Here is a 19,492-nt window from a genome sequence, read left to right as displayed (position 1 = left end):
TGCGCCCGCCAGCGGAAACACACCAGAAGCATCATCTGTCGGAAGCATGTTTTACGGACCGTATCCTTCGGGACGTGTCCGGCGGGATGTGTCCGGCGGGACGTGCCCGTCGGGAAGTGTCCGGCGGCATGCGTCGGCGGAGTGCTGCCGATGGTACCCCAGCCGTACGCACGGCAGAACTCCATGCCCCTGCATACGCGCATGGGGCTGTTCCGTCCACGCGGCCATCGGTTGGTCCAAAGGTGTACATGCCGTCGCACGGGCAGGCGATGCCGCCGGATTCCAGTCGGAGCGCGGGCTGCAGGCAGGAGGAAGGCAGGGTGGCGGGGGCAGGGAAAATTTTCCTGCCCGGCGGGGGGCAGCGCAAGATTCGGATGGAAAAGCGCACGCGGCGGGCCTATGTTGCCGTCATGGACACGCCCATCCGCCATACCGCCGCCGATCCGGTGGCCGCCGTGACCGCCGTGACAGGGTCATCTGGCGTGACAGGTTCAACTGGCACGACCTGCGCCGCTGGCGCGCCAGAGGTTGCTCCCAGGTCCGACGACCCGCGCCTGGCGCTGGTCCGCGCCGCCTGCGCCACCCTGCGCGAACGTGCCGAGCCGGTGCCCCTGGCGGAAGTGGCCGGGGCGGCGGGGCTGAGCCCCGGCCACTTCCAGCGGGTGTTCACCCGGCTGGTGGGGGTTTCGCCGCGCGTCTACCAGCAGGCCTGCCGTGAACAGCGCCTGCGCGGTGCGCTGGAGCGGGGCGTGCCCGTGGCCGAGGCCATCTACGAGGCCGGGTTCGGTTCGCCGAGCCGGGTCTACGAAGATGCGCACGGCATGCTGGGCATGACCCCGGCCCGCTACCGCAAGGGTGCGCCCGGCCAGCAACTGGCCGTGGCCGCCGCGCAGACCTCGCTGGGTTGGCTGGTCATGGCCGCCACGGAGGACGGCGTGTGCGCCATCGACATCGGCGATGACCGCGAGGCGCTGCTTTCCGGCCTGCAACGCCGCTTTCCCCGTGCCGAGTTGCACACCCCGAGCGATGCGGTGCGCCAATGGCTGGGCACCGTGGTGGCCTTCGTCGAGCATGGCGGCGCGCACCCCGCGCTACCGCTGGACGTGCGCGGCACAGCCTTTCAGCATGCGGTATGGAGCGCCCTGCGCGAACTGTCCCCCGGCACGACGCTGGGCTACGCCCAGCTTGCCGCCCGCATTGGCAGGCCCACGGCCGTGCGCGCCGTGGCCGCCGCCTGTGCCCGCAACCCCGTGGCCGTGGTGGTGCCGTGCCACCGCGTGCTGGGGCGCGACGGCGCGCTTACCGGCTACCGTTGGGGGGTGGATCGAAAAGCCGAACTGCTGCGCCGCGAATCCGCCCGAATGCCCAGCGGGTGACGGCGGTGCTTCGTCCCCCGGTCATCCCGTTGCCACGCGCGCTCCGTCTTCGTCGTCCGCCCGCCGCAGGCTGACTCCAAGGCGGGTCGGGGCGGATAAGACGACACGGGATGGAAGTCGCAACACCGTCGGCCTGTCCGCCGCCTGCGCAAGGCAGGGTCCGCGCCGACGACGTGGAAGGCGCTCGCCCGTCGCCCCCTCACCGCACATTGCTCTCTGTCGCCATTTCCGGCAGCTTCGGCGCGCAGCGCGTACCGAGATGCTGCTCCCCTGTCGCGTTCGACCATTCGGTCGTTCGATTGGGGCAAAATCACGCTTTTTTATCGGGAGGAACCATGCGTCCCGTCGATCTGTTTCGCCTGTTGCTGCTGGCCGCCATCTGGGGGGCGTCGTTCCTGTTCATGCGGCTGGTGGCCCCTGCGCTGGGGCCGCTGCTGACCGCCGAGATGCGCGTGCTGCTGGCGGGCCTGGCCCTGTTCGCCTGGTTTCGCGCCACCGGTGCGGACCTGGGGCTGCGTGCCCACTGGCGCTTCTTCGTCATCGTGGGCACGGTGAACTCCGGCGTGCCCTTTGCCCTGTTCGCCTATGCCGCGTTGCACATTCCGGCGGCCTATTCCGCCGTGCTCAACGCCACCGCGCCCCTGTTCGGGGTGATCTGCGCGGCAATATGGCTGCACGAGCGCGTCACGCCCGCCCGCATCGCCGGGCTGGCGCTGGGCATTGCCGGGGTGGCCGTCATGGTGGGGGTGGGGCCGGTGCAACCGACGCCCCAGGTACTGCTGGCCGTGGGCGCCGGGCTGGCCGCGCCGCTGTGCTACGGCCTTGCCGCCACCTACATCAAGCTGCACGGCGCGGGCATCCGCCCCGGTGCGGTGGCCGCTGGCAGCCAACTGGGCGCGGCGCTGACCCTGCTGCCCCTGCTGCCCGTGCTGCCCCTGTGGCCTGCGCCCGCCATGCACAACCCTGCCCTGCTCACGCCGCTGGTGTTGGCCTGCATCGTTAGCCTGGCCCTGGTCTGCGGGGCCGTGGCCTACCTGCTGTACTTCCGGCTGGTGGAAGATACCGGCCCGGCCCGTGCGCTTACCGTCACGCTGCTCATTCCCGTGTTCGGCATGGGCTGGGGCGCGCTGTTCCTGGGTGAACGCATCACCCCGGCCATGGCCGCCGGAGCCGCGTGCATCGTGGCGGGACTCGTGCTGCTGCTGGACCTGCGCCAGTTGTTCCGGGGGCGGGTGACGGCATGAATTGAATCGGGGAGGGGACCTTTTGCGGCAGCCGTTAGGTGAGCGCTTGCGCGAACCTTACGGATGGCGACCGCAGAGCGTAAAAAGGTCTCCCTCCCCGAACCCCTCCCCCCAAAACTTTTCAGTTGGGGGGAGAGCGAGGAATCTTCCGGTAATACCTTAAATGGGGGGAAGGGGGCCTGGGCCCGCGTTGCGATCGGTATCCGTAACATGCGCGCTTCGCGCCCGCGTAACGGCTACCGTTCTGCCCCCGAAGGCATTCAAGAACTAGATATCCGCCCCGATCTTGTGCATGGCCACCATGCCGCCCTGTACGCTGACCGTGTTGGTCACGCCTTCCTTGGCCAGCATGAGCTGGGCGTCGTAGGCGCGCAGCCCGGTGTTGCACACCAGCACCACGGTGCGGTCGGTGGGCACTTCGCCCAGCCTGTCGTGAATCTGCTCCTCGGGGATGTTCTTCCAGTGGTCGGGGTACTTTTCCATGAGTGGCACGGCGTTGCCGGAAAGGCGCGTGTCGATGAAGCACACCGTGTCGTTGCTGGCGCGCTCGTTCCACAGCCGTTCGAATTCTTCGGGGTCGATGACCCTGGCGCGGCCCTCAAGGATGTTCTCGGCCACGTTGCCCGCCACGTTCAGGATGTCCATGGCCGAGGCGAACGGCGGCGAGTACACGATTTCGGCGTTGCTGATGTCCTCGATGGTGGGCTTGTCGGCCAGCATGGTGGCCACGGCGTTGATGCGCGCGGTCAGCGCGTCGCCCAGAGTGGATACGCCCTGGATGCCCAGCACCCGGCGGGTGGCCTTTTCCACCACCAGTTCCAGCGACATGATGGTCTTTTCCGGGAAGAAGTGCGCCCGGTCGAACTGCTCCACGTGCACGTTGATGGCGTCAAAGCCTTCACGCAGGGCGGTTTCGATGGTCAGGCCCGCGCCGCAGGCCGAGATTTCGAACAGCTTGACCACCCAACTGCCCACCGCACCGGGGAAGGTGGCGTCGCCGCCCGCCAGATTGGTGCCCACCACGCGGCCCTGGCGGTTGGCCATGGACCCCAGCGGAAAGAAGCCGGGCTTGCCGGTGATCAGGTTGGGGATGGTCACGCAGTCGCCGCCGGAATAGATGTCCGGGTCGCTGGTCTGCATGCGGTCGTTGACGATCAGCGCGCCGCGCGGGTCGGTTTCCAGCCCGGCCGCCTTGGCGATGGCCGTGTTGGGCGACACCCCGGCAGCCATGATCACCAGTTCCGCATCGATGGTGCGCTTGTCGGTCACCACACGGGCCACGGCGCCGTCCTCGCCTTCCAGCCGCACCACCTTCTCGCCCGTCAGCACGGTGACGCCGTTCTTCTCAAGGTCGTGGCGCACCATGCGGGTAAGGGTGGAGGACAAAAAGCCCGGCATGAGCCGGTCGGCCAGTTCCACCACGGTCACGCCGATGCCCCACATGTCGGCCAGGGCCACGGCCATTTCCAGGCCGATGAACCCGCCGCCCACGATGACGGCATGGTTCACCGTGCCCGAAGCCACGGAATTGCGGATGATTTCGGCTTCTTCCAGGTTGGTGGCGGCGGTCACGCCCGCAAGGTCCAGCCCTTCCACGGGGGGGCGGTTGGCCCGGCTGCCCAGCGCCAGCACCAGCTTGTCATAGGAAAGGGTCTGCTGTTCGCCCGTGCGCAGGTGCTCCACCAGCACGGTCTTTGCCGCGCGGTCGATGGACACGGCGCGGGTTTCCGTCAGCACGTCCACGTCCTTGTTGACGCGGAAGAATTCGGGGTCGCGCACCACGTTGTAGGGGGTGGCCTGCAGCGCGTCGATGTTGTTGACCTCTCCCGAGACAAAATAGGGAATGCCGCAGCCGCCGTAGGAAATGCGCGGCGACTGGTCGATCATGGTGACCTTGGCGTCGGGGGCGAGGCGCTTGAACCGGCAGGCGGCCTTGGGGCCAAGGGCGACTGCCCCGATGACGACGACGTGCGTGGACATGCTGAAACCTCCGTGGGCTGCGCGCGGATGACGGCGCGGGGTGCGGCGCGCGGCACGGGGGCGCGCGTCTGTTCGGGCTTGCGCGGGTGGGCCGGGGCTTGCCGAAGCATGCGGCAGCGGCGGCGACGCGGTACGGAACGGCCGGAAAAGTTCGGCTCCGCAAGGGGTTGCACTGCCCCAGGTGCGGGCCGTCGTCAAGATGACAACATGAAATACCCCACGCAAGTGGGGTTATTGCCTACTGTCTGGGTATGATTTAGGCGCTTTCGCGTCGTGTGGCAAGGTCTGCGTGTGCTTACTGCGCTGGTGGGGCGAAAAAAGTGCGCGATGCAGGCGGGCTGCTGCGTGGACAGCAAAGCCGCAAAGCGCGACGGGTTTGGCGGGCTGGCTGACTGGCTGGCTGACTGGCGGGCCGAATGGCGGAAGGAGGCGGAAAGGAGGGGAAAGGAAAGCTCCGCGCAGGGCGCGAGAACAGCGGGTGGAAAAAAGGCGAAAAGAAAGGCGTGCGCTCCGGATATCCGGGAGATTCCGCGCTTTGCGCCGGGATCTCTGCTGCACGCCTGTTAGGGATTATCTTCCGTGTCCCTATTCATTGGGGGCAACTCGCTTTGCCGTTATGGGGGTAAATCTCTGCCAGAACAGTCCTCCGATGGCGTTCCTTCGCATCTGGCCTCTGTCGCGTTCCGTGCGTCGTGCCGTGGCTCGGCTGGGCTCCGCCTGGTCTGGTTGGTCTCAGGCTGCGAGCGCTCTGTGCACTGGTTGCGGACCTCGCAACGCCCTCGGCGTTGCTGCGTACTCCGGCGGGATTCCGGCCCACTGGCTAGGCCGATGTCTTTCGCCGGTGACTAAACCCTAGCCCTGCGCGTGTCGGCTGTAAAGGGGGTGCGGCGCTGCGGCGGCATTCTTGCGACGTTGTGGTGACGCATTTTTTGATTGCGCAACATGGCGCATCCATTGATGGAGTTGGATATGCGCATGATGTCATGGTGCGGTACCGCCATGTTGCAGTTGTAATATGCAGAAAGGAAAGAACATTTTTTTCGAAAAAATAGTTTCAATGAACGCGGTATGTTGGGTGTGACGCTGCAGGTGTGCATCGTCGTATGGCATTGTGCGCCCGCACGATGCAGGGTTGCACCACATGCTGTGCGAGCTTTGGCGGTGTGTTCTGTTGCCTCTGCCACGCGTCCGTCAGGCATCCGGCTGGGCATACCGCCGCGCACCCCGTCGTGCTTCCGCTTGCGCGTTGATTGGTGCGCCGCTCGTGCGCCCGTGAGGCGGGGGGAAACGGCAGCAGCCATGTCTCCATGCCGTCAGTCCCGCTGTCCTCGGGTTGCCTTTGCCCTGTTTCCCCATGCCCGGCGGCGCGAGGCGCCCGTGCGTCAGTTCAGCCGGTCCGATTCCATTTCCGGCCAGTCGTATGGGGCGTCTGCTTCATCGGTGTTCGCTTCATCCGCGTGGCTCTCTTCGTCCGGAAGGCACTGGTCCCCGTCCTGTCCATCCCATGCGTCACCAGCATTCCCGCCGCTGCTCTTGCCCGTCCGCTTGCCGCAGGGGCGCAGATCGCGTTCCCAGTCGATGCGGGCGGCAATGGACGCCACCAGTTCGTCCAGCCCCTGCCGCGTGGCGGCGGACAGGGTGATGGCGTCGGGGTGCACGGCGCGCAGGGCTTCGCGCGTTTCCTCGTCCAGAGTGTCCCATTTGTTCAGCACCAGCAGGCGCGGCACCTCGTGCAGTTCCATGTCGGTGAGGATGGTGTCCACCGCGCCCAATTGCCGGTCCAGTTCAGGATGGCCCGCGTCGGCCACGTGGATCAGCAGGTCCGCCGCCTCCAGTTCCTCCAGCGTGGCGCGGAAGGCTTCCAGAAGTTCCTTTGGCAGGTTGCGGATGAAGCCCACGGTGTCGGCAAGAATCAGTTCGCGCTCGTGCGGAAAGCGCAGGCGGCGGGTGGTGGGGTCCAGCGTGGCGAACAGCTTGTTTTCGGCCAGCACCGCGCTGTTGGTCAGGGCGTTGAGCAGGGTGGACTTGCCCGCGTTGGTGTAGCCCACCAGCGAGGCCAGCGGCACCCGCTGCTTGGCGCGCCGGGCGCGGGCGTAGGCGCGCTGGCGGCGCAGCGATTCCAGTTCGTCCTTGATGCGTCCGATGCGGTCGCGGATGCGGCGGCGGTCGGTTTCCAGCTTGGTTTCACCGGGGCCGCGCCCGCCGATGCCGCCCATCAGGCGGTCCATGGCGCGGTTTTTCCCCACCAGGCGGGGCTGGGTGTACTTCAGCTGGGCCATTTCCACCTGCAACTTGCCCGCGCGGGTGGTGGCGTGCTGGGCAAAGATGTCCAGGATCAGCTGGGTGCGATCCAGCACCTTGCGTTCGGTGACGTCGGCCAGGTTGCGCAACTGGGCCGGAGAAAGTTCGCCGTCAAAGATGATCATGGTGGCGTTGCCCTGCAGGGCCAGCACCTCCAGTTCTGCCAGCTTGCCCTTGCCCAGGATGAACTTTGGGTTCAGCGAGGGCACGCGCTGGATCAGGGTGCCCGCGCAGCGCACCCCGGCGGTGCGGGCCAGTTCGGTCAGCTCGGCCAGATTCAGTTCCTGCAAGGGCCGGGGGGCCGTGGAGACGCTGACCAGCACTGCGGCGGGGCCTTCTTCCTCGGCGGCAAGGGCGGCGGTGTGGGCGATGTGTTCGGCATGGCTGCGGCCCTGCGGCACGGCCCCGGCGGCGGTTGCGGCAGCGCCGCGCGCACGGGCGGGGGCCACGGCGCGCGCGTCGCTGGCGGCGCGGGCCATTTCGGCTTCAAGCGCCTCCACCTGGGCCACCACGTCGGTATCCACGCGGTCCCATGGCTGGGCCGGGTGCACCCGGTAGGCCTTGCCGTCCTCTGGCTGTGGCAGCAGGTGGGCGTGCTGGAAGGTCAGCGGTTCGCCCCATTCGTTCACGGTAAGCACGCCAAAGCCGTCCAGCCGCAGGAACAGCAGGTCCATCAGGTCTTCCTGCGAAAGCAGGTCCGGCCCGAGGTGGGTGTGCAGCAGCCGCAGGCCGCGCAGGCGGCCCGTGCCGGTGCGGGCGCGGGGCAGTTCCGGAATGGTGATGGCCCCGGTGTCGCCCACCAGCACCATGGCCACGCGGCCCTGCCGGTCGATGAGCACGGCCACCTGCCGCCCCACGCTGCGGGACAGGGCGGCCAGTTCGCGGGCCTGCTCGTGCGCATAGCCCCCCACGGACGGGAAGCGGCGCTGGTACAGGCGGGTCAGGGCCTTGACGTGGCTGGGCTTGAGCCCCTGGGTGTTGCCGAGAACCTTGGCGATGGGAGTGCTCCTGCGCTGGCGGAATGAGATGTGGTGCGCCTGGGTCATATGAGGTCATATGAGGTCATCTGCGGTCGGCTGCCCGGCGCGAAGGGACAGCATACGCGGAAGGGGCGGCGCGGGGAAGCGGGACATGGGCGAGGGGGCGGCGGCGATGGTAGCCTTTTCCCAGAGGGCAGGGGGGCAGGGGGACAGGGGGACACTGGCCCGTTGCTCCATGGTCAGCTCGCCAGTTCGGGGGCGGGAACGGGCCCGCCGCATGACAAAACCGGGCGCCCTTGCGGGCGCCCGGTCGGCAGTCGAAGCGGAGGCAGTGGCCCTAACGGGCCGCAGCGGCCAGATAATCGGCGATCATCCGGTCATAGGCCGCCGTGGCGGCAAAGGTGAGCACCGACATCTCGCGCCGGAACTCCAGCCCCACGCGCATGGAATTGGCGCGCATTTCCTCCATGGCCCGCCCGTAGAACGCGGGAGAGGGCAGCACGAGGATGGAGTGGTAGTTCTTGGCCGCGGCGCGCAGCATGCACGGGCCGCCGATGTCGATTTCCTCCACGGCCTGCCTGAGGTCCAGCCCCTTGGCCGCGGCGGTGGCGAAGTCGTACAGGTTCACACAGATGAGGTCGAACGGGGCAATGCCCAGTTCGCGCAGCGTCGCCACGTGTTCCGGGTTGTCCTTGTCGGCCAGCACGCCGCCGTGGATGTGCGGGTGCAGCGTCTTTACCCGGCCCCCGAGGATTTCGGGAAAGCCGGTCACGCGGCTGACGGGGGTGACCTTCAGCCCCGCGCCTTCGAGCATGCGGCGCGTGCCGCCGGTGGAGACGAGTTCCACGCCGTTGCCCGCCAGAAAGGCCGCGAAGTCGGCCAGGCCGCTCTTGTCCGTGGCGCTCATGAGCGCCCGTTTGATGGGCAGGAACTCCATGCGTTCTCCTTGTCGCGGAATCTCGTAAACGTTCACTTGCCAGTGCCAGAAGAAGCCCGCCAGCGCAAGGGCGTGAGCGGTATGCCCCGCCGCGCGCCGTCATTGACGCGGGGGTGGGCGTGTTCCATCCCGCAATGCGCTTTGCGGTTGCGCGGCAGGCAGGGCGCCGGGCGTGCCGACGAGGGGAGGCTGTGGAGGCTGTGGAGGACGAGGGGGTGGCCCCCTGTCGCGAGGCATTCCGGGCCTGCAAGGATATGGCGCGGCGTGCGTCCACGCACGGAAGGCGGCGGAGGACGGCGGGGCCTGCGTTCAGCCGGAAATTGGCGGCCGGATGCGCCGGATGCGCCGGACGCGCCGGACGCGCCGGACGGGCCCGCGCCCCGTCAGTCTTCCCAGCCCTTGAGCTTGCGGAAGATGGTGCTGCGGTCCACGCCGAACTGTTTGGCCACCTCGGCGATGGTGCCGTAGCGGGCCAGCGCCTGGCGCAGCACGCGCCCTTCGAGTTCGTGCATGATGTCCTTGAAGCTGCGCCCCTCGATTTCCAATCCGGTTCCGGCTTCGCGGCCAACATCGGGCCTGGACGAAGCGGGCCGGGCGAAGGGCAGGTCGCGCGCCTCTATGGCGCCGAGCTGGCAGGTGACCACCAGCCCTTGCATCAGGTTTTCCAGTTCGCGCACGTTGCCCGGCCAGTGGTGCTCGCGCAGGGCGTCTTCGGCGTCGTCCGAAAGGGTGAGGCTGCGGCGGTATTTCGCGCAGTAGAATTTCAGGAACCCCTGCGCCAGGGGCACGATGTCCGCCTTGCGTTGGCGCAATGGAGGAATGCGGATGACCGCCACTTTCAGGCGGTAGTAGAGGTCGCTGCGAAAGCTGCCGTCGCGCACCTCCCTTTCAAGATCCTTGTTGGTGGCCGCCACGATGCGCACGTCCACCCGGGCGGACGTGGTGGAACCCACGCGCATCACCTCGCGGTCCTGCAGCAGGCGCAGCAGGCGCGACTGCATGGGCATGGGCAGTTCGCCGATTTCGTCGAGGAACAGGGTACCCCCGGTGGCCGCCTCGATGAGGCCCATCTTGCCGTGCCGGTTGCCGCCGGAGAAGGTGCCAGGCGTGTAGCCGAACAATTCCGTTTCGATGAGATTGGCCGGAATGCTGGCGCAGTCCGCCTTGATGAAGGGCTTGCCCGCGCGCGGGCTGACGGCGTGCAGGCGACGGGCCAGCACGTCCTTGCCCACGCCCGTGTCACCCAGCAGCAGCACGGTGGCGTCGGTCTCGGCAATGCCCGCAAGCTGGTCGCAGAGCTTGCGCATGACCGTGCTGTGCAGCATCAGCGGGTAGTTTTCGGTGCGTTCGGGACTTGCGCTGCTGAGGCTCTGGAAGGTGTCCAGCAGTTCCTTTTGCGAGGCCAGTTCGCGCTTCAGTTCCATCAGGGTGGTCACGTCGCGCATGAAGGTGATCACGTAGACCACCTTGCCGTCCCGGTCGAGGATGGGGCTGCCGTCGAGAAACAGCTTGCGCCCGTTGGAGATGTTCTGGATGGAAGTGGTGCCCTGGCGGGTCTTGACGATCTCGGGGTTCAGCACTGTGTCGAACACGCCGTGGCGCATCATTTCGATGACGGATTTGCCGACCAACCCTTCCGGGGGAAAGCCTGTCAGTTCGCCATACCGCCGGTTGAGGTAGACGATGATCCCCTCATGGTCGGTGATGCAGATGGCGTCCTTGAAGGTGTCCAGCAACTGGTGGAAGTATTCCGAAAGCATGGGGCTCCCTTGGCGGGGGTGACCGTGTACCCGGCCGTCCGGGGAGTCCGGACGGCCGGTTCACGACCCCCTCCGTGACGCGGGTGGTCGGCGGGGGCACTAGCGGAATTTCGCTTCGCCGTATGCTTCGTATAGGCGAAGGACGGTGGGAAGGAAAGACGGACGGCCTTTACGCGGCAAAAGACCGGGCATGCGCGTGGCAACGCATGCCCGGCTGGCGGACACATGACGGCGGGGGCCTGGGGTGCCATCCCATGCGGGGTCATGTCCCGGCGTACGCCCTCGCCGACACGAGGAGCCTAACCGCCAAGACCGCCTATGCAGGTATACTTGATGACGGTGTAATCATCGAGGCCGTGGCGCGATCCCTCACGGCCCATGCCGCTTTCCTTCACGCCGCCGAAGGGGGCCTCGCAGGTGGAGATGAGGCTTTCATTCACGCCGACCAGTCCGTATTCCAGCGCCTCGGACACCCGGAAGGCGGTGCCGAGGTCGCGGGTATAGGTGTAGGCGGCAAGGCCGAATTCCGTGTCGTTGGCCATGGCGACGGCCTCGGCCTCGGTCTTGAACCGGAACACCGGCGCCAGCGGGCCGAAGGTTTCTTCCCTGGCGAAGGCCATGGCCGGGGTGGCGTCCGCGATGACGGTGGGCTCGAAGAAGTTGCCCCCAAGGCTGTGGCGGTGGCCGCCGCAGACCAGCGTGCCGCCCTTGCCCAGGGCATCCTTTACCTGTGCCTCGACCTTGGCCAGGGCCTTGTCGTCGATGAGCGGCCCCTGGGTCACGCCGTCGTCAAGGCCGTTGCCCACCTTCAGGGCGGAAACGGCAACGGTCAGCTTTTGCACGAACTCGTCGTACACGCCCGCCTGCACGTAGAAGCGGTTGGCGCAGATGCAGGTCTGGCCGGTGTTGCGATACTTGCTGGCCATGGCCCCCACTATGGCGAGGTCGATGTCCGCATCGTCGAAGATGAGAAACGGCGCGTTGCCGCCAAGCTCCATGGACACCTTCTTGACCGTGTCCGAGCACTGGCGGATCAACTGCTTGCCCACTTCGGTGGAGCCGGTGAAGCTTACCTTGCGCACGGCGGGGTTGCCGGTCAGCTCACCGCCGATCTCGCGCGCGGAGCCGGTCAGCACGTTGAACACGCCCTTGGGCACGCCGGCCTGCTCGGCCAGCCCGGCCAGGGCCAGTGCGGAATACGGGGTCTGGCTGGCGGGCTTGATGACCACCGGGCACCCGGCGGCAAAGGCCGCGCCCACCTTGCGGCCGATCATGGCCGTGGGGAAGTTCCACGGGGTGATGACGCCGACCACCCCCACCGGCTCGCGGGTGACCAGGATGCGCTTGCCCTTCCAGGGGGCAGGCACGATGTCGCCGTACATGCGGCGGGCTTCTTCGGCGAACCAGCGCAGAAAGCTGCACGCGAAGCCGATTTCGCCGCGCGCTTCGGGCAGGGGCTTGCCCTGTTCCAGGGTCATCAGCTTCGCCAGGTCGTCCTGGTTCTGCATGATCAGGTCGCGCCAGCGCAGCATGATGTCTGCCCGTTGCAGCGCGGTCATGGCCCGCCATTCCGGCCACGCGGCGGCCGCCGCCGCAATGGCGCGCGCCGTTTCCGCCTTGCCGCACGCGGGAACGGCGCCCAGCGTTTCGCCGTTGGCGGGGTTGTGCACGGAAAGGGTCGCGCCGCTGTCGGCGCCGACCCACGCGCCGTCGATGTAGCATGCCTGATGCATCAGTTCGGGATTGCGTAACATGTGTGCTCCTTTCGGTTCCGTGGGGCTCTGTGTTCCTGGGGCCGGAGCGATGCGGTGATGCAGTTGTCCGCCCCGATATGCCCATCCGATAGATCGCCGTCCGCCCCGTTTGGCGGATATGGCGGGTCCGGTGGGTCTGGCGTTATTCCGTGGCCTTGTAGACGGCGTTGCAGTCCTCGCGGCCGTAGCCCGCCGCGCTCGCCTTGCGGAAGGTTTCCAGCGCGGCGGACATGGCCGGTATCTTCATGCCCCATGTGGAGGCCATCTCGCAGCCCAGGCGCACGTCCTTCAGGGCAAGGTCGAGGCCGAAGCGGTTGCCGTAGTCGTCGGCGGCGATCCACGGGCCGCGCACGTCCATCTGGAAGCTGCGCGCGCCGGTGTCCTGCAGCAGGGCAATGAGCGCGGCGCGCTCGATGCCCGCCTTTTCGCCGATGCGCAGCCCCTCGGCCAGCACGGCCAGGTTGGTCATGCCCACCATGTTGCTGATCAGCTTGACCGCGCACGAGGCGGCCACGCCCCCCATGTAGTAGGCCGGGTTGCCGATGACGGGCCAGATGTCGGCCAGGCTGTCGAACACGGCCCGGTCGCCGCCGATGAACAGGGGTTCCTCGGCCTTTTCCGCATGGGCGGGGGTCTTGCCCAGGGTGCACTGCAGGAAGGCGCATCCCCTGGCCTTGGCGGCGGCTTCCAGCCGGGCCGAGGTTTGCGGGTCGATGGTGCTCAGTTCCACATGGATGGCGCCGGGCTTCAGCCGTTGCAGCAGGCCGTCGTCGCCCAGCATCACCCCTTCCACGTGGGTGGGCAGGGGCAGGCTGGTGAACACCAGGTCGCACCCGGCAAGGTCGACCAGGGCGGAGGCCGTGCGCCCGGTGGGTCCGACGCTGGCGGTGCGCGCGGCGGCTTCGGCGTTCAGGTCGTAGACCAGGACGTCCTTTCCGGCCCGGATGAGATTGCGGGCCAGCGGACCACCCATCAGCCCTGCGCCGATGAATCCGATATGCATGACGTTTCTCCTTGGCGGGTATTGTCCGCGCAGAGCGCGGACCCGGTTTGACGTTGCGTCCGTCGCGCCCCCCGGAATGTGGCCAAGCGGGCCAAAAGGGGCCGGAGAACGGCGCGGGCGATAGAGGCCGCTATGGACTGGGAACGATGGCGGGCGGGGGCCTACCACCACTTGATGCGTTCGGTCACGTATTCGCGCAGCCGGACGAATTCGGGGTCGTCGTACTGGCGGGGGCGGGGCAGGTCCACGATGACCTCCTCCTTGATGGTGGAGGGTTTCGGCGAAAGGATGAGGATGCGCTCGGCGAGGTAGATGGCTTCCTCGATGTTGTGGGTGATGAAGGCCACCGTGCTGCCCAGTTCCTTCCAGATGCGGATCAGTTCGTCTTCGAGGTAGTAGCGCAGTTTGACGTCGAGCTGGCCGTAGGGCTCGTCCATCAACAGCAGGTCGGGGTTGATGGCGAAGTTGCGCGCGATGACCACGCGCTGCTCCATGCTGGCCGAAAGCTGCTGCGGGAAGTAGGTGCGGTACTTGCGCAGGCCCACGAGGTCGAGCATGCGCTCGGTGCGCCGCTCTATCTCGTCTTCGGGCAGGCGCTTGATGCGCAGGCCGAAGCGGATGTTGTCCTCCACCGTCAGCCACGGAATGGCGGAAACTTCCTGGAACACGAAGGCGATGTTGTGGATTGCCGGCGAGGCGGGCACGCCGTCCACCAGGATGGAACCTTCCGTCATGGGAATGAACTGCGAAAGGCAATTCAGGAACGTGGTCTTGCCGCACCCCGTGGGGCCGACGATGCACAGCAGTTCGCCCTGGTAGATTTCGAAGTTGATCTTGTCGAGCACCAGAAGGTCGCCGTAGCACTTGGTAAGGCTTTCCACCTGTACCTTGACCTTGCGCTCGTGCGCGTAGGGATACTGCGGTGCAGCTTCCATGGAATGCCTCCTATATGGAAAGATCCGTGGCTTCGGAGATCATCTTTCTGTAGGTGAGGAACGCAGGGTCTGTATAATTGCGCGGCGAGGGAATATCGATCAGGTATTCCGCCTTCACCGTGCCGGGCAGTACGGACATGACCAGAATCCTGTCGCCAAGGTATATGGCTTCTTCGATGTTGTTGGTGACGAAGATGACCGTCCGCTTTTCCTTTTCCCATATGGAACGCAGGTCCTGCTCCATGGCGTAGCGCGTCTGCGCGTCCAGCGCGCCGAACGGTTCGTCCATGAGCAGGATTTCCGGCGCGTTGGCGTAGGCGCGGGCAATGCCCACGCGCTGCTTCATGCCGCCGGAAAGCTGTTCGGGGTAGGCCTTTTCGAAGCCCTGCAGGCCCACGAGGTCGATGTAGCGGTGGGCGATCTCCAGCCGTTCCTTCTGCGGCACGCCGCGTACGGCAAGGCCGAAGGCCACGTTGTGCTCCACGGTTTTCCACGGCATCAGCGCGTAGCGCTGGAAGACCATGGCCCGGTCAGGCCCCGGCGCCGTGACAAGGGCGCCGTCCAGCAGCACATCCCCGGCCGAGGGTTCGATGAGCCCGGCGATGCAGTTGAGCAGTACGGTCTTGCCGCACTGGCCCGGACCGAGGATGACCAGGAATTCGTTTTCGCGCACGGCCAGCGACACGCGGTCGAGCACCAGCAGTCGCTGGGGTTGTCCGGGTACGTGAAAGGCCTTGGACAGGTTGCGGCATTCGATCTTGGCAGTCTGTTCCGTCATACCAGTTCCCTCCGCCACGGACACAGGGCCCGTTCCGCCCAGCGCAGCGAGGCCGCCAGCAGCGACCCCACGATGCCGATCAGGATCATGCCCACGAGGATCATGGGCGGCCTGTTCAGGTCCATGCCCTGGATGATGATGAAGCCCACGCCTTCGCGCGCGCCCACCAGTTCCGCCGCCAGCACGCACATCCAGGCCATGGACAGCGCGTTCTGCAGCCCGGCGAAGATGGACGGCAGGCAGGCGGGCACCGCCACGTTGAAGAACTGCTGCCTGCGCGTGGCCCCGAACGAGCGGGCGGCGTCGATCAGCAGCGGGTCCACGTAGCGCATGCCGGTGTACGAGTTCAGCACCAGGATGACGAAGGAACCGACGAAACAGATGAACACCTTCGACCCCTCGGCCACGCCCAGCCACAGGATGGCGATGGGTATCCAGGCGATGGGCGGTATGGGGCGCAGCAGTTCGAAAATGGGCGAGACTATCTGCTCGCAGACCCGGTTCCAGCCCATGCACAGGCCCAGCGGCAGCCCCAGCACGATGGCCCACAGGTAGGCGGTAAGCACGCGGCGCAAGCTGAAGCCCACGTGCGTGAGCAGGTCCTTGCCGCCCACCTGGGTGTGGAACAGGCGCAAGGCTTCCACCCATACCTGCCGTGGAGAGGGAAGGAATTCCGGGTTCGTGTACAGGGAAACCACCTGCCAGAACACGAGGAAGGCCAGCAGCGAACCCGTGGTCATGGCCACGGGCACCAGCCGTTTGCGGAACGATGCGGTCATGAGAGCCTCCGTGAGGATGCGAAGCGGGACTCGATCCTGGTCAGCCCCCACGACATGAGCGCGCCCAGCAAACCGATGGCCAGCATGCCCACGATGATGATGTCCGGACGGGCCAGCCGACGGCCAAGCTGGATGAGGTAGCCGAGCCCCTGCGAGGCGGCCAGCAGTTCGGCCGCCACCAGGGTTGTCCACGCGGCGTTGAGCGACAGCTTGATGCCCGTGAACACCATGGGAATGGCCGAGGGAACGCCGATTTTCCGGAAGGTCTCGAAATCGGAGGCGCCGTAGATGCGCGCCACGCGGATCAGCACCGGGTTGGTCAGGCGGATGCCGGTGTAGGAGTTGATCACGCAGGGCACGAACGCCGCGAGGAAGATGATGAACGCCTTGGCGTGGATGCCGATGCCCAGCCACAGGATGGCGATGGGTATCCAGGCGATGGGGGGGATGGGGCGCACCGCGTCGAACAGCGGGCGCACCATCAGGTTGACGGGGCGGTACCAGCCCATCAGCAGCCCCAGTGGCACGCCGATGCACACCGCGGCCCCAAAGCCCACCAGCGCCAGGGAAAGGCTGGCCCAGGCATGCTGCTGCAACAGCGCGCCGTCGGGGTTGGGGTTCGTGAACTTGTCGGCGAACACGCCAAGAACTTCGGAAGGCGGAACGAGCTGATACGGCCCGATGATCTCGAACCGGCAAATCAGTTCCCAAAAGATCAGAAAGAGCACCAGGCTGATGACGGATATCCAGTGCTGCCGTACTGCGGCCGCGATGTATCCGGCTTTTTCCACATCCAGTGATACGGGGCCTGATGCGTCGTGTGTCGTGCTCTGCATGCGGGACTCCTGTCGCACGTGGGAGGGGGCGGCGGAACCTTCCGGCCTTTCCGGCCATCCCGCAAAGGGCGGGCCGGGGTGGCACTCCGGAGCGGAAACCGCCACGGGGCTCGGTTCCATCCTCCGGCGGGCTTCACCGCCGGAGGATGGCGAGGAAAGGCTATTTCGCCGCAGCGCGACGTTCGGCCAGCTTCTTCATGAAGGAGGGATCGATCTCGAAGTGGTTCTTGGCGTAGCGGTCGTATTCCTTGGCGGCAATGCGACCCTGCGAAAGCATGAATTTGGCAACGCCGTCCATCCATGCCGCAGTCTTGGACGGGTCTTCCAGCAGGCGCACCTGCTCGTTCACGTCATACAGCGGGCGGTACTTGAATTCCTTTTCCACCTGGTCGCGCGTCAGTTCCAGGCCGCAATAGCCGGTGAAGTAGTTCAGCAGCGGGTCGACGCTCTTGCCAGGCTCGTTCCGCATCATCTCGATGCCGCGCATGTACACGTCCAGCCAGTCCACCACGAGGTCGGGGTGCTGTTCCGCGAATTCCTTGCGCACGCCGATGCCGCCGATGATGACCACCCCGGCCTTGCTGCCGGAAGAGACCTTTTTCCAGCCCTTGGCCTCGGCAATGTAGCTGAAGGGGGCCCACAGCTGGATGATGTCGCCCTCTCCCGCGTTGAAGGCCGTGACAGCCTGGCCCTGCTCCATGTGCACGAGGGAAACGTCGGCGTCCTTCAGGCCCAGGGCGGCAAGGGTGGCGGTGAGGGCGTAGTGGCCGGTGGAGACGGTGGTGGCCAGCACCTTCCTGCCCTTCCAGTCATCGGCGCTGCCATGGATTTCCGGGAACTTGGGGTTGGCGCCCTTGGTCTTCAGCAGTGGCGAATCGGGGCGTACCCACAGGTCGTTGGTTTCGGATTCGTCGTTGGAGATGCCGATCAGCTTGTAGCCGTACCGCATGCTGGCCATCATGGTGGGCAGGGCGCCCATGGCCCCCACGTCCCACTGGTTGGCTGCAAGGGCCTCGACCTGCGGCGCCCCCGAAGCGAACAGCATGAACTTGTCGACGAACGGGGCGTTGGTGAGCCAACCGGCTTTTTCCGCGTGCCACAGCGGCATGCCGTGCAGACAGGGCTGCGCGCTGGTGCGGACTTCGGGTTTGTCCGCCGCTTGCGCGGCGAGGGGAAGGAATCCGGTGAGAAGCATGCTGGCGAGCAGGAAGGCAAGGGCAGTGGCCAGACGTTTTTTCATGTGCGACCTCGCTGTTGCTGTTCTGTGAAATTGTCACATGAAGCTGGGAACGGAGCCGTTTGACACAGGAAAACACCAGTCATTTCGCCGTGAATCCACCATCGAGCATGATCGTTTGTCCGGTGACGTACGAAGATGCGTTGCTTGCGAGAAACAGGGTAAGGCCGTGCAGATCCTCCAGTCGGCCGTTGCGGCCAAGGCACGTTTGGGCGGCGTGCCGGGCCACGGTTTGGGGATTGTCGAACACCGGCGCGGTGAGCGAGGTGGGGAAAAAGCCGGGGGCGATGGCGTTGCAGGTGATGCCGTATGGACCCCAGGCCTCGGCGATGGCACGGGTGAGTTGGATGATGCCCCCCTTGGCCGCACCGTAGGGCGCGCTGTCGGGCATGGCCCGGTACGATTGCAGGGAACCGATGTTGATGATGCGGCCCCAGCCGCGCTCGCGCATGCCGGGCGCCAGTTCGCGGGCCAGAAAGAACGGCGCGGAAAGGTGCAGGTCCACCTGCCGTCGCCATGCCTCGGGGGTGATTTCCTCGAAGGGCTGGCGCAGGTTGACTCCGGCCGCGTTGATAAGGATGTCCACGTGCCCCAGCGCCTGGCGGGCGTGCGCCGCGCTGTCGGCAATGGCGGAAGGGTCGGAAAGGTCGGCGGAGAGGACAAGTGCCTCGATGCCGAGACCGGCAAGGCGCGTTGCCGCTTCGTCCAGTTCGCGGCGGCGCCGCGCCAGCAGGAGCACCCTGGCGCCGCCCAACCCCAACGCCGTGGCCATGGCTTCGCCAAGCCCGGAATTGCCACCGGTGACCAACGCCGTCCGGCCGGAAAGATCGAACAGCGCAAAGGGGCACTGCGGACGGAGTGCTGGCATGGCGGACCTTCCGGCGTGGGGTTATCGGCAGTCCACGCCGGGATGATGCGGCGTGCTTGCGGGGTGATGGCGCCTCTCCGCGTGGCAAGAGGAGGGCACAATGCCTGCGACGACGTTTTTGAGAAAACCTCGGCACGGGGTACTGCAATGGCCTTTCGTCGGATTTTTGCGGCGTGAACGTGCATGGTCCGGCATGGGAAGCCCCGTGTGATTTATTTTCATGTATATATGGTGTTGTATGGTGGCGTTTATGTTTGCACGGACACAGAACTGCGTCGACATTGCAATGGACGGTCGACGCGTGTGCGTGCAGCATGAAAAGCAAGAAGGGTGCCGTTTGTGAATGATTGTGCGAACGGTTTAATTGTTTGAGTGCACAGCACTATTTCTGCAGTTTTATATAGTTAAAACAGAGTATTGGCGTGTCGTTGTCTGGCGTTGGGAATGCAGTGACCTCATTGAGGTGTTGTATGGTGGGGGTATGGGCAGGACGAGAGAGGTCGAGTCAAAATAAAAAGTATTGGTTGCCATTGTTGATTGCTTTGTAACACGCTTGAAATGCGAATAATTTTATAAGCGCAGAAATACTGCTCGCTGGAAGTGTACTATATCTTATATATGATGCAAAAATACGACTCAGGCGTGGCGTCGTGAAAAACGCTGCAATTATACTGAATTGAGTTTGGTGCAGGGTTTTTCTGTTGCAAAAATGCGACGTGGCGTT

Annotated in this window: 14 protein-coding genes; 2 read left to right on the top strand and 12 right to left on the bottom strand. The window is 65.9% G+C overall.

All coding sequences use genetic code 11. The features are described 5' to 3' along the window. The first annotated feature begins 374 nt into the window (after nt 1–374). Together DESTE_RS10200 and DESTE_RS10195 are read left to right on the top strand one after the other, a co-directional pair. Nucleotides 375–1,376: a methylated-DNA--[protein]-cysteine S-methyltransferase gene (locus DESTE_RS10200; RefSeq protein ID WP_035070126.1), complete on the top strand. Its 1,002-nt coding sequence runs from the start codon at nt 375–377 to the stop codon at nt 1,374–1,376. 335 nt (nt 1,377–1,711) lie between these two features. Next, on the top strand, nt 1,712–2,620 hold the full coding sequence (locus DESTE_RS10195; protein ID WP_035067406.1) for a DMT family transporter: 909 nt from the start codon (nt 1,712–1,714) through the stop codon (nt 2,618–2,620). Between the two features lie 267 nt (nt 2,621–2,887). Here the strand turns inward: DESTE_RS10195 and DESTE_RS10190 are convergent, their stop codons facing one another. From DESTE_RS10190 to DESTE_RS10135, 12 genes are all read right to left on the bottom strand, one after another. Continuing rightward, nucleotides 2,888–4,600 carry an FAD-dependent oxidoreductase gene (locus tag DESTE_RS10190; RefSeq protein WP_035067405.1) on the bottom strand — a complete coding sequence of 571 codons (1,713 nt, stop codon included), beginning with the start codon at nt 4,598–4,600 and terminating at the stop codon, nt 2,888–2,890. 1,382 nt (nt 4,601–5,982) lie between these two features. Next, nucleotides 5,983–7,947 (bottom strand): GTPase HflX, encoded by a 1,965-nt coding sequence (gene hflX / locus DESTE_RS10185; RefSeq protein WP_245590803.1) that lies wholly within the window; start codon nt 7,945–7,947, stop codon nt 5,983–5,985. 271 nt (nt 7,948–8,218) lie between these two features. Then, nucleotides 8,219–8,818 (bottom strand): IMP cyclohydrolase, encoded by a 600-nt coding sequence (locus DESTE_RS10180; protein ID WP_035067403.1) that lies wholly within the window; start codon nt 8,816–8,818, stop codon nt 8,219–8,221. Nucleotides 8,819–9,201: 383 nt separating this feature from the next. Beyond that, nucleotides 9,202–10,578 carry a sigma-54 interaction domain-containing protein gene (locus tag DESTE_RS10175; RefSeq protein ID WP_035067402.1) on the bottom strand — a complete coding sequence of 459 codons (1,377 nt, stop codon included), beginning with the start codon at nt 10,576–10,578 and terminating at the stop codon, nt 9,202–9,204. Between the two features lie 299 nt (nt 10,579–10,877). Continuing rightward, nucleotides 10,878–12,332 (bottom strand): NAD-dependent succinate-semialdehyde dehydrogenase, encoded by a 1,455-nt coding sequence (locus DESTE_RS10170; RefSeq protein ID WP_035067401.1) that lies wholly within the window; start codon nt 12,330–12,332, stop codon nt 10,878–10,880. Nucleotides 12,333–12,474: 142 nt separating this feature from the next. Next, on the bottom strand, nt 12,475–13,335 hold the full coding sequence (locus DESTE_RS10165) for an NAD(P)-dependent oxidoreductase (protein ID WP_035067399.1): 861 nt from the start codon (nt 13,333–13,335) through the stop codon (nt 12,475–12,477). 161 nt (nt 13,336–13,496) lie between these two features. After that, complete coding sequence (locus DESTE_RS10160; protein WP_035067398.1) at nt 13,497–14,270, bottom strand: ABC transporter ATP-binding protein; 774 nt, start codon at nt 14,268–14,270, stop codon at nt 13,497–13,499. 10 nt (nt 14,271–14,280) lie between these two features. Next, on the bottom strand, nt 14,281–15,048 hold the full coding sequence (locus DESTE_RS10155) for an ABC transporter ATP-binding protein (RefSeq protein WP_035067396.1): 768 nt from the start codon (nt 15,046–15,048) through the stop codon (nt 14,281–14,283). After that, complete coding sequence (locus DESTE_RS10150; protein ID WP_035067394.1) at nt 15,045–15,827, bottom strand: ABC transporter permease; 783 nt, start codon at nt 15,825–15,827, stop codon at nt 15,045–15,047. The genes DESTE_RS10155 and DESTE_RS10150 overlap by 4 nt, the downstream gene beginning before the upstream one ends. Further along, nucleotides 15,824–16,663: an ABC transporter permease gene (locus DESTE_RS10145; protein ID WP_035067391.1), complete on the bottom strand. Its 840-nt coding sequence runs from the start codon at nt 16,661–16,663 to the stop codon at nt 15,824–15,826. The genes DESTE_RS10150 and DESTE_RS10145 overlap by 4 nt, the downstream gene beginning before the upstream one ends. A gap of 160 nt (nt 16,664–16,823) precedes the next feature. After that, nucleotides 16,824–17,903 carry an ABC transporter substrate-binding protein gene (locus DESTE_RS10140; RefSeq protein ID WP_035067388.1) on the bottom strand — a complete coding sequence of 360 codons (1,080 nt, stop codon included), beginning with the start codon at nt 17,901–17,903 and terminating at the stop codon, nt 16,824–16,826. A 79-nt stretch (nt 17,904–17,982) separates the two neighbouring features. Beyond that, nucleotides 17,983–18,768: an SDR family NAD(P)-dependent oxidoreductase gene (locus DESTE_RS10135; RefSeq protein WP_035067387.1), complete on the bottom strand. Its 786-nt coding sequence runs from the start codon at nt 18,766–18,768 to the stop codon at nt 17,983–17,985. Between the last annotated feature and the right edge of the window lie 724 nt (nt 18,769–19,492).

Source organism: Nitratidesulfovibrio termitidis HI1 (assembly GCF_000504305.1).
GTDB lineage: Bacteria > Desulfobacterota > Desulfovibrionia > Desulfovibrionales > Desulfovibrionaceae > Cupidesulfovibrio > Cupidesulfovibrio termitidis.
Note: the sequence above shows the minus strand (reverse complement) of the source record. Positions and strands in the feature narration are given on the sequence as shown.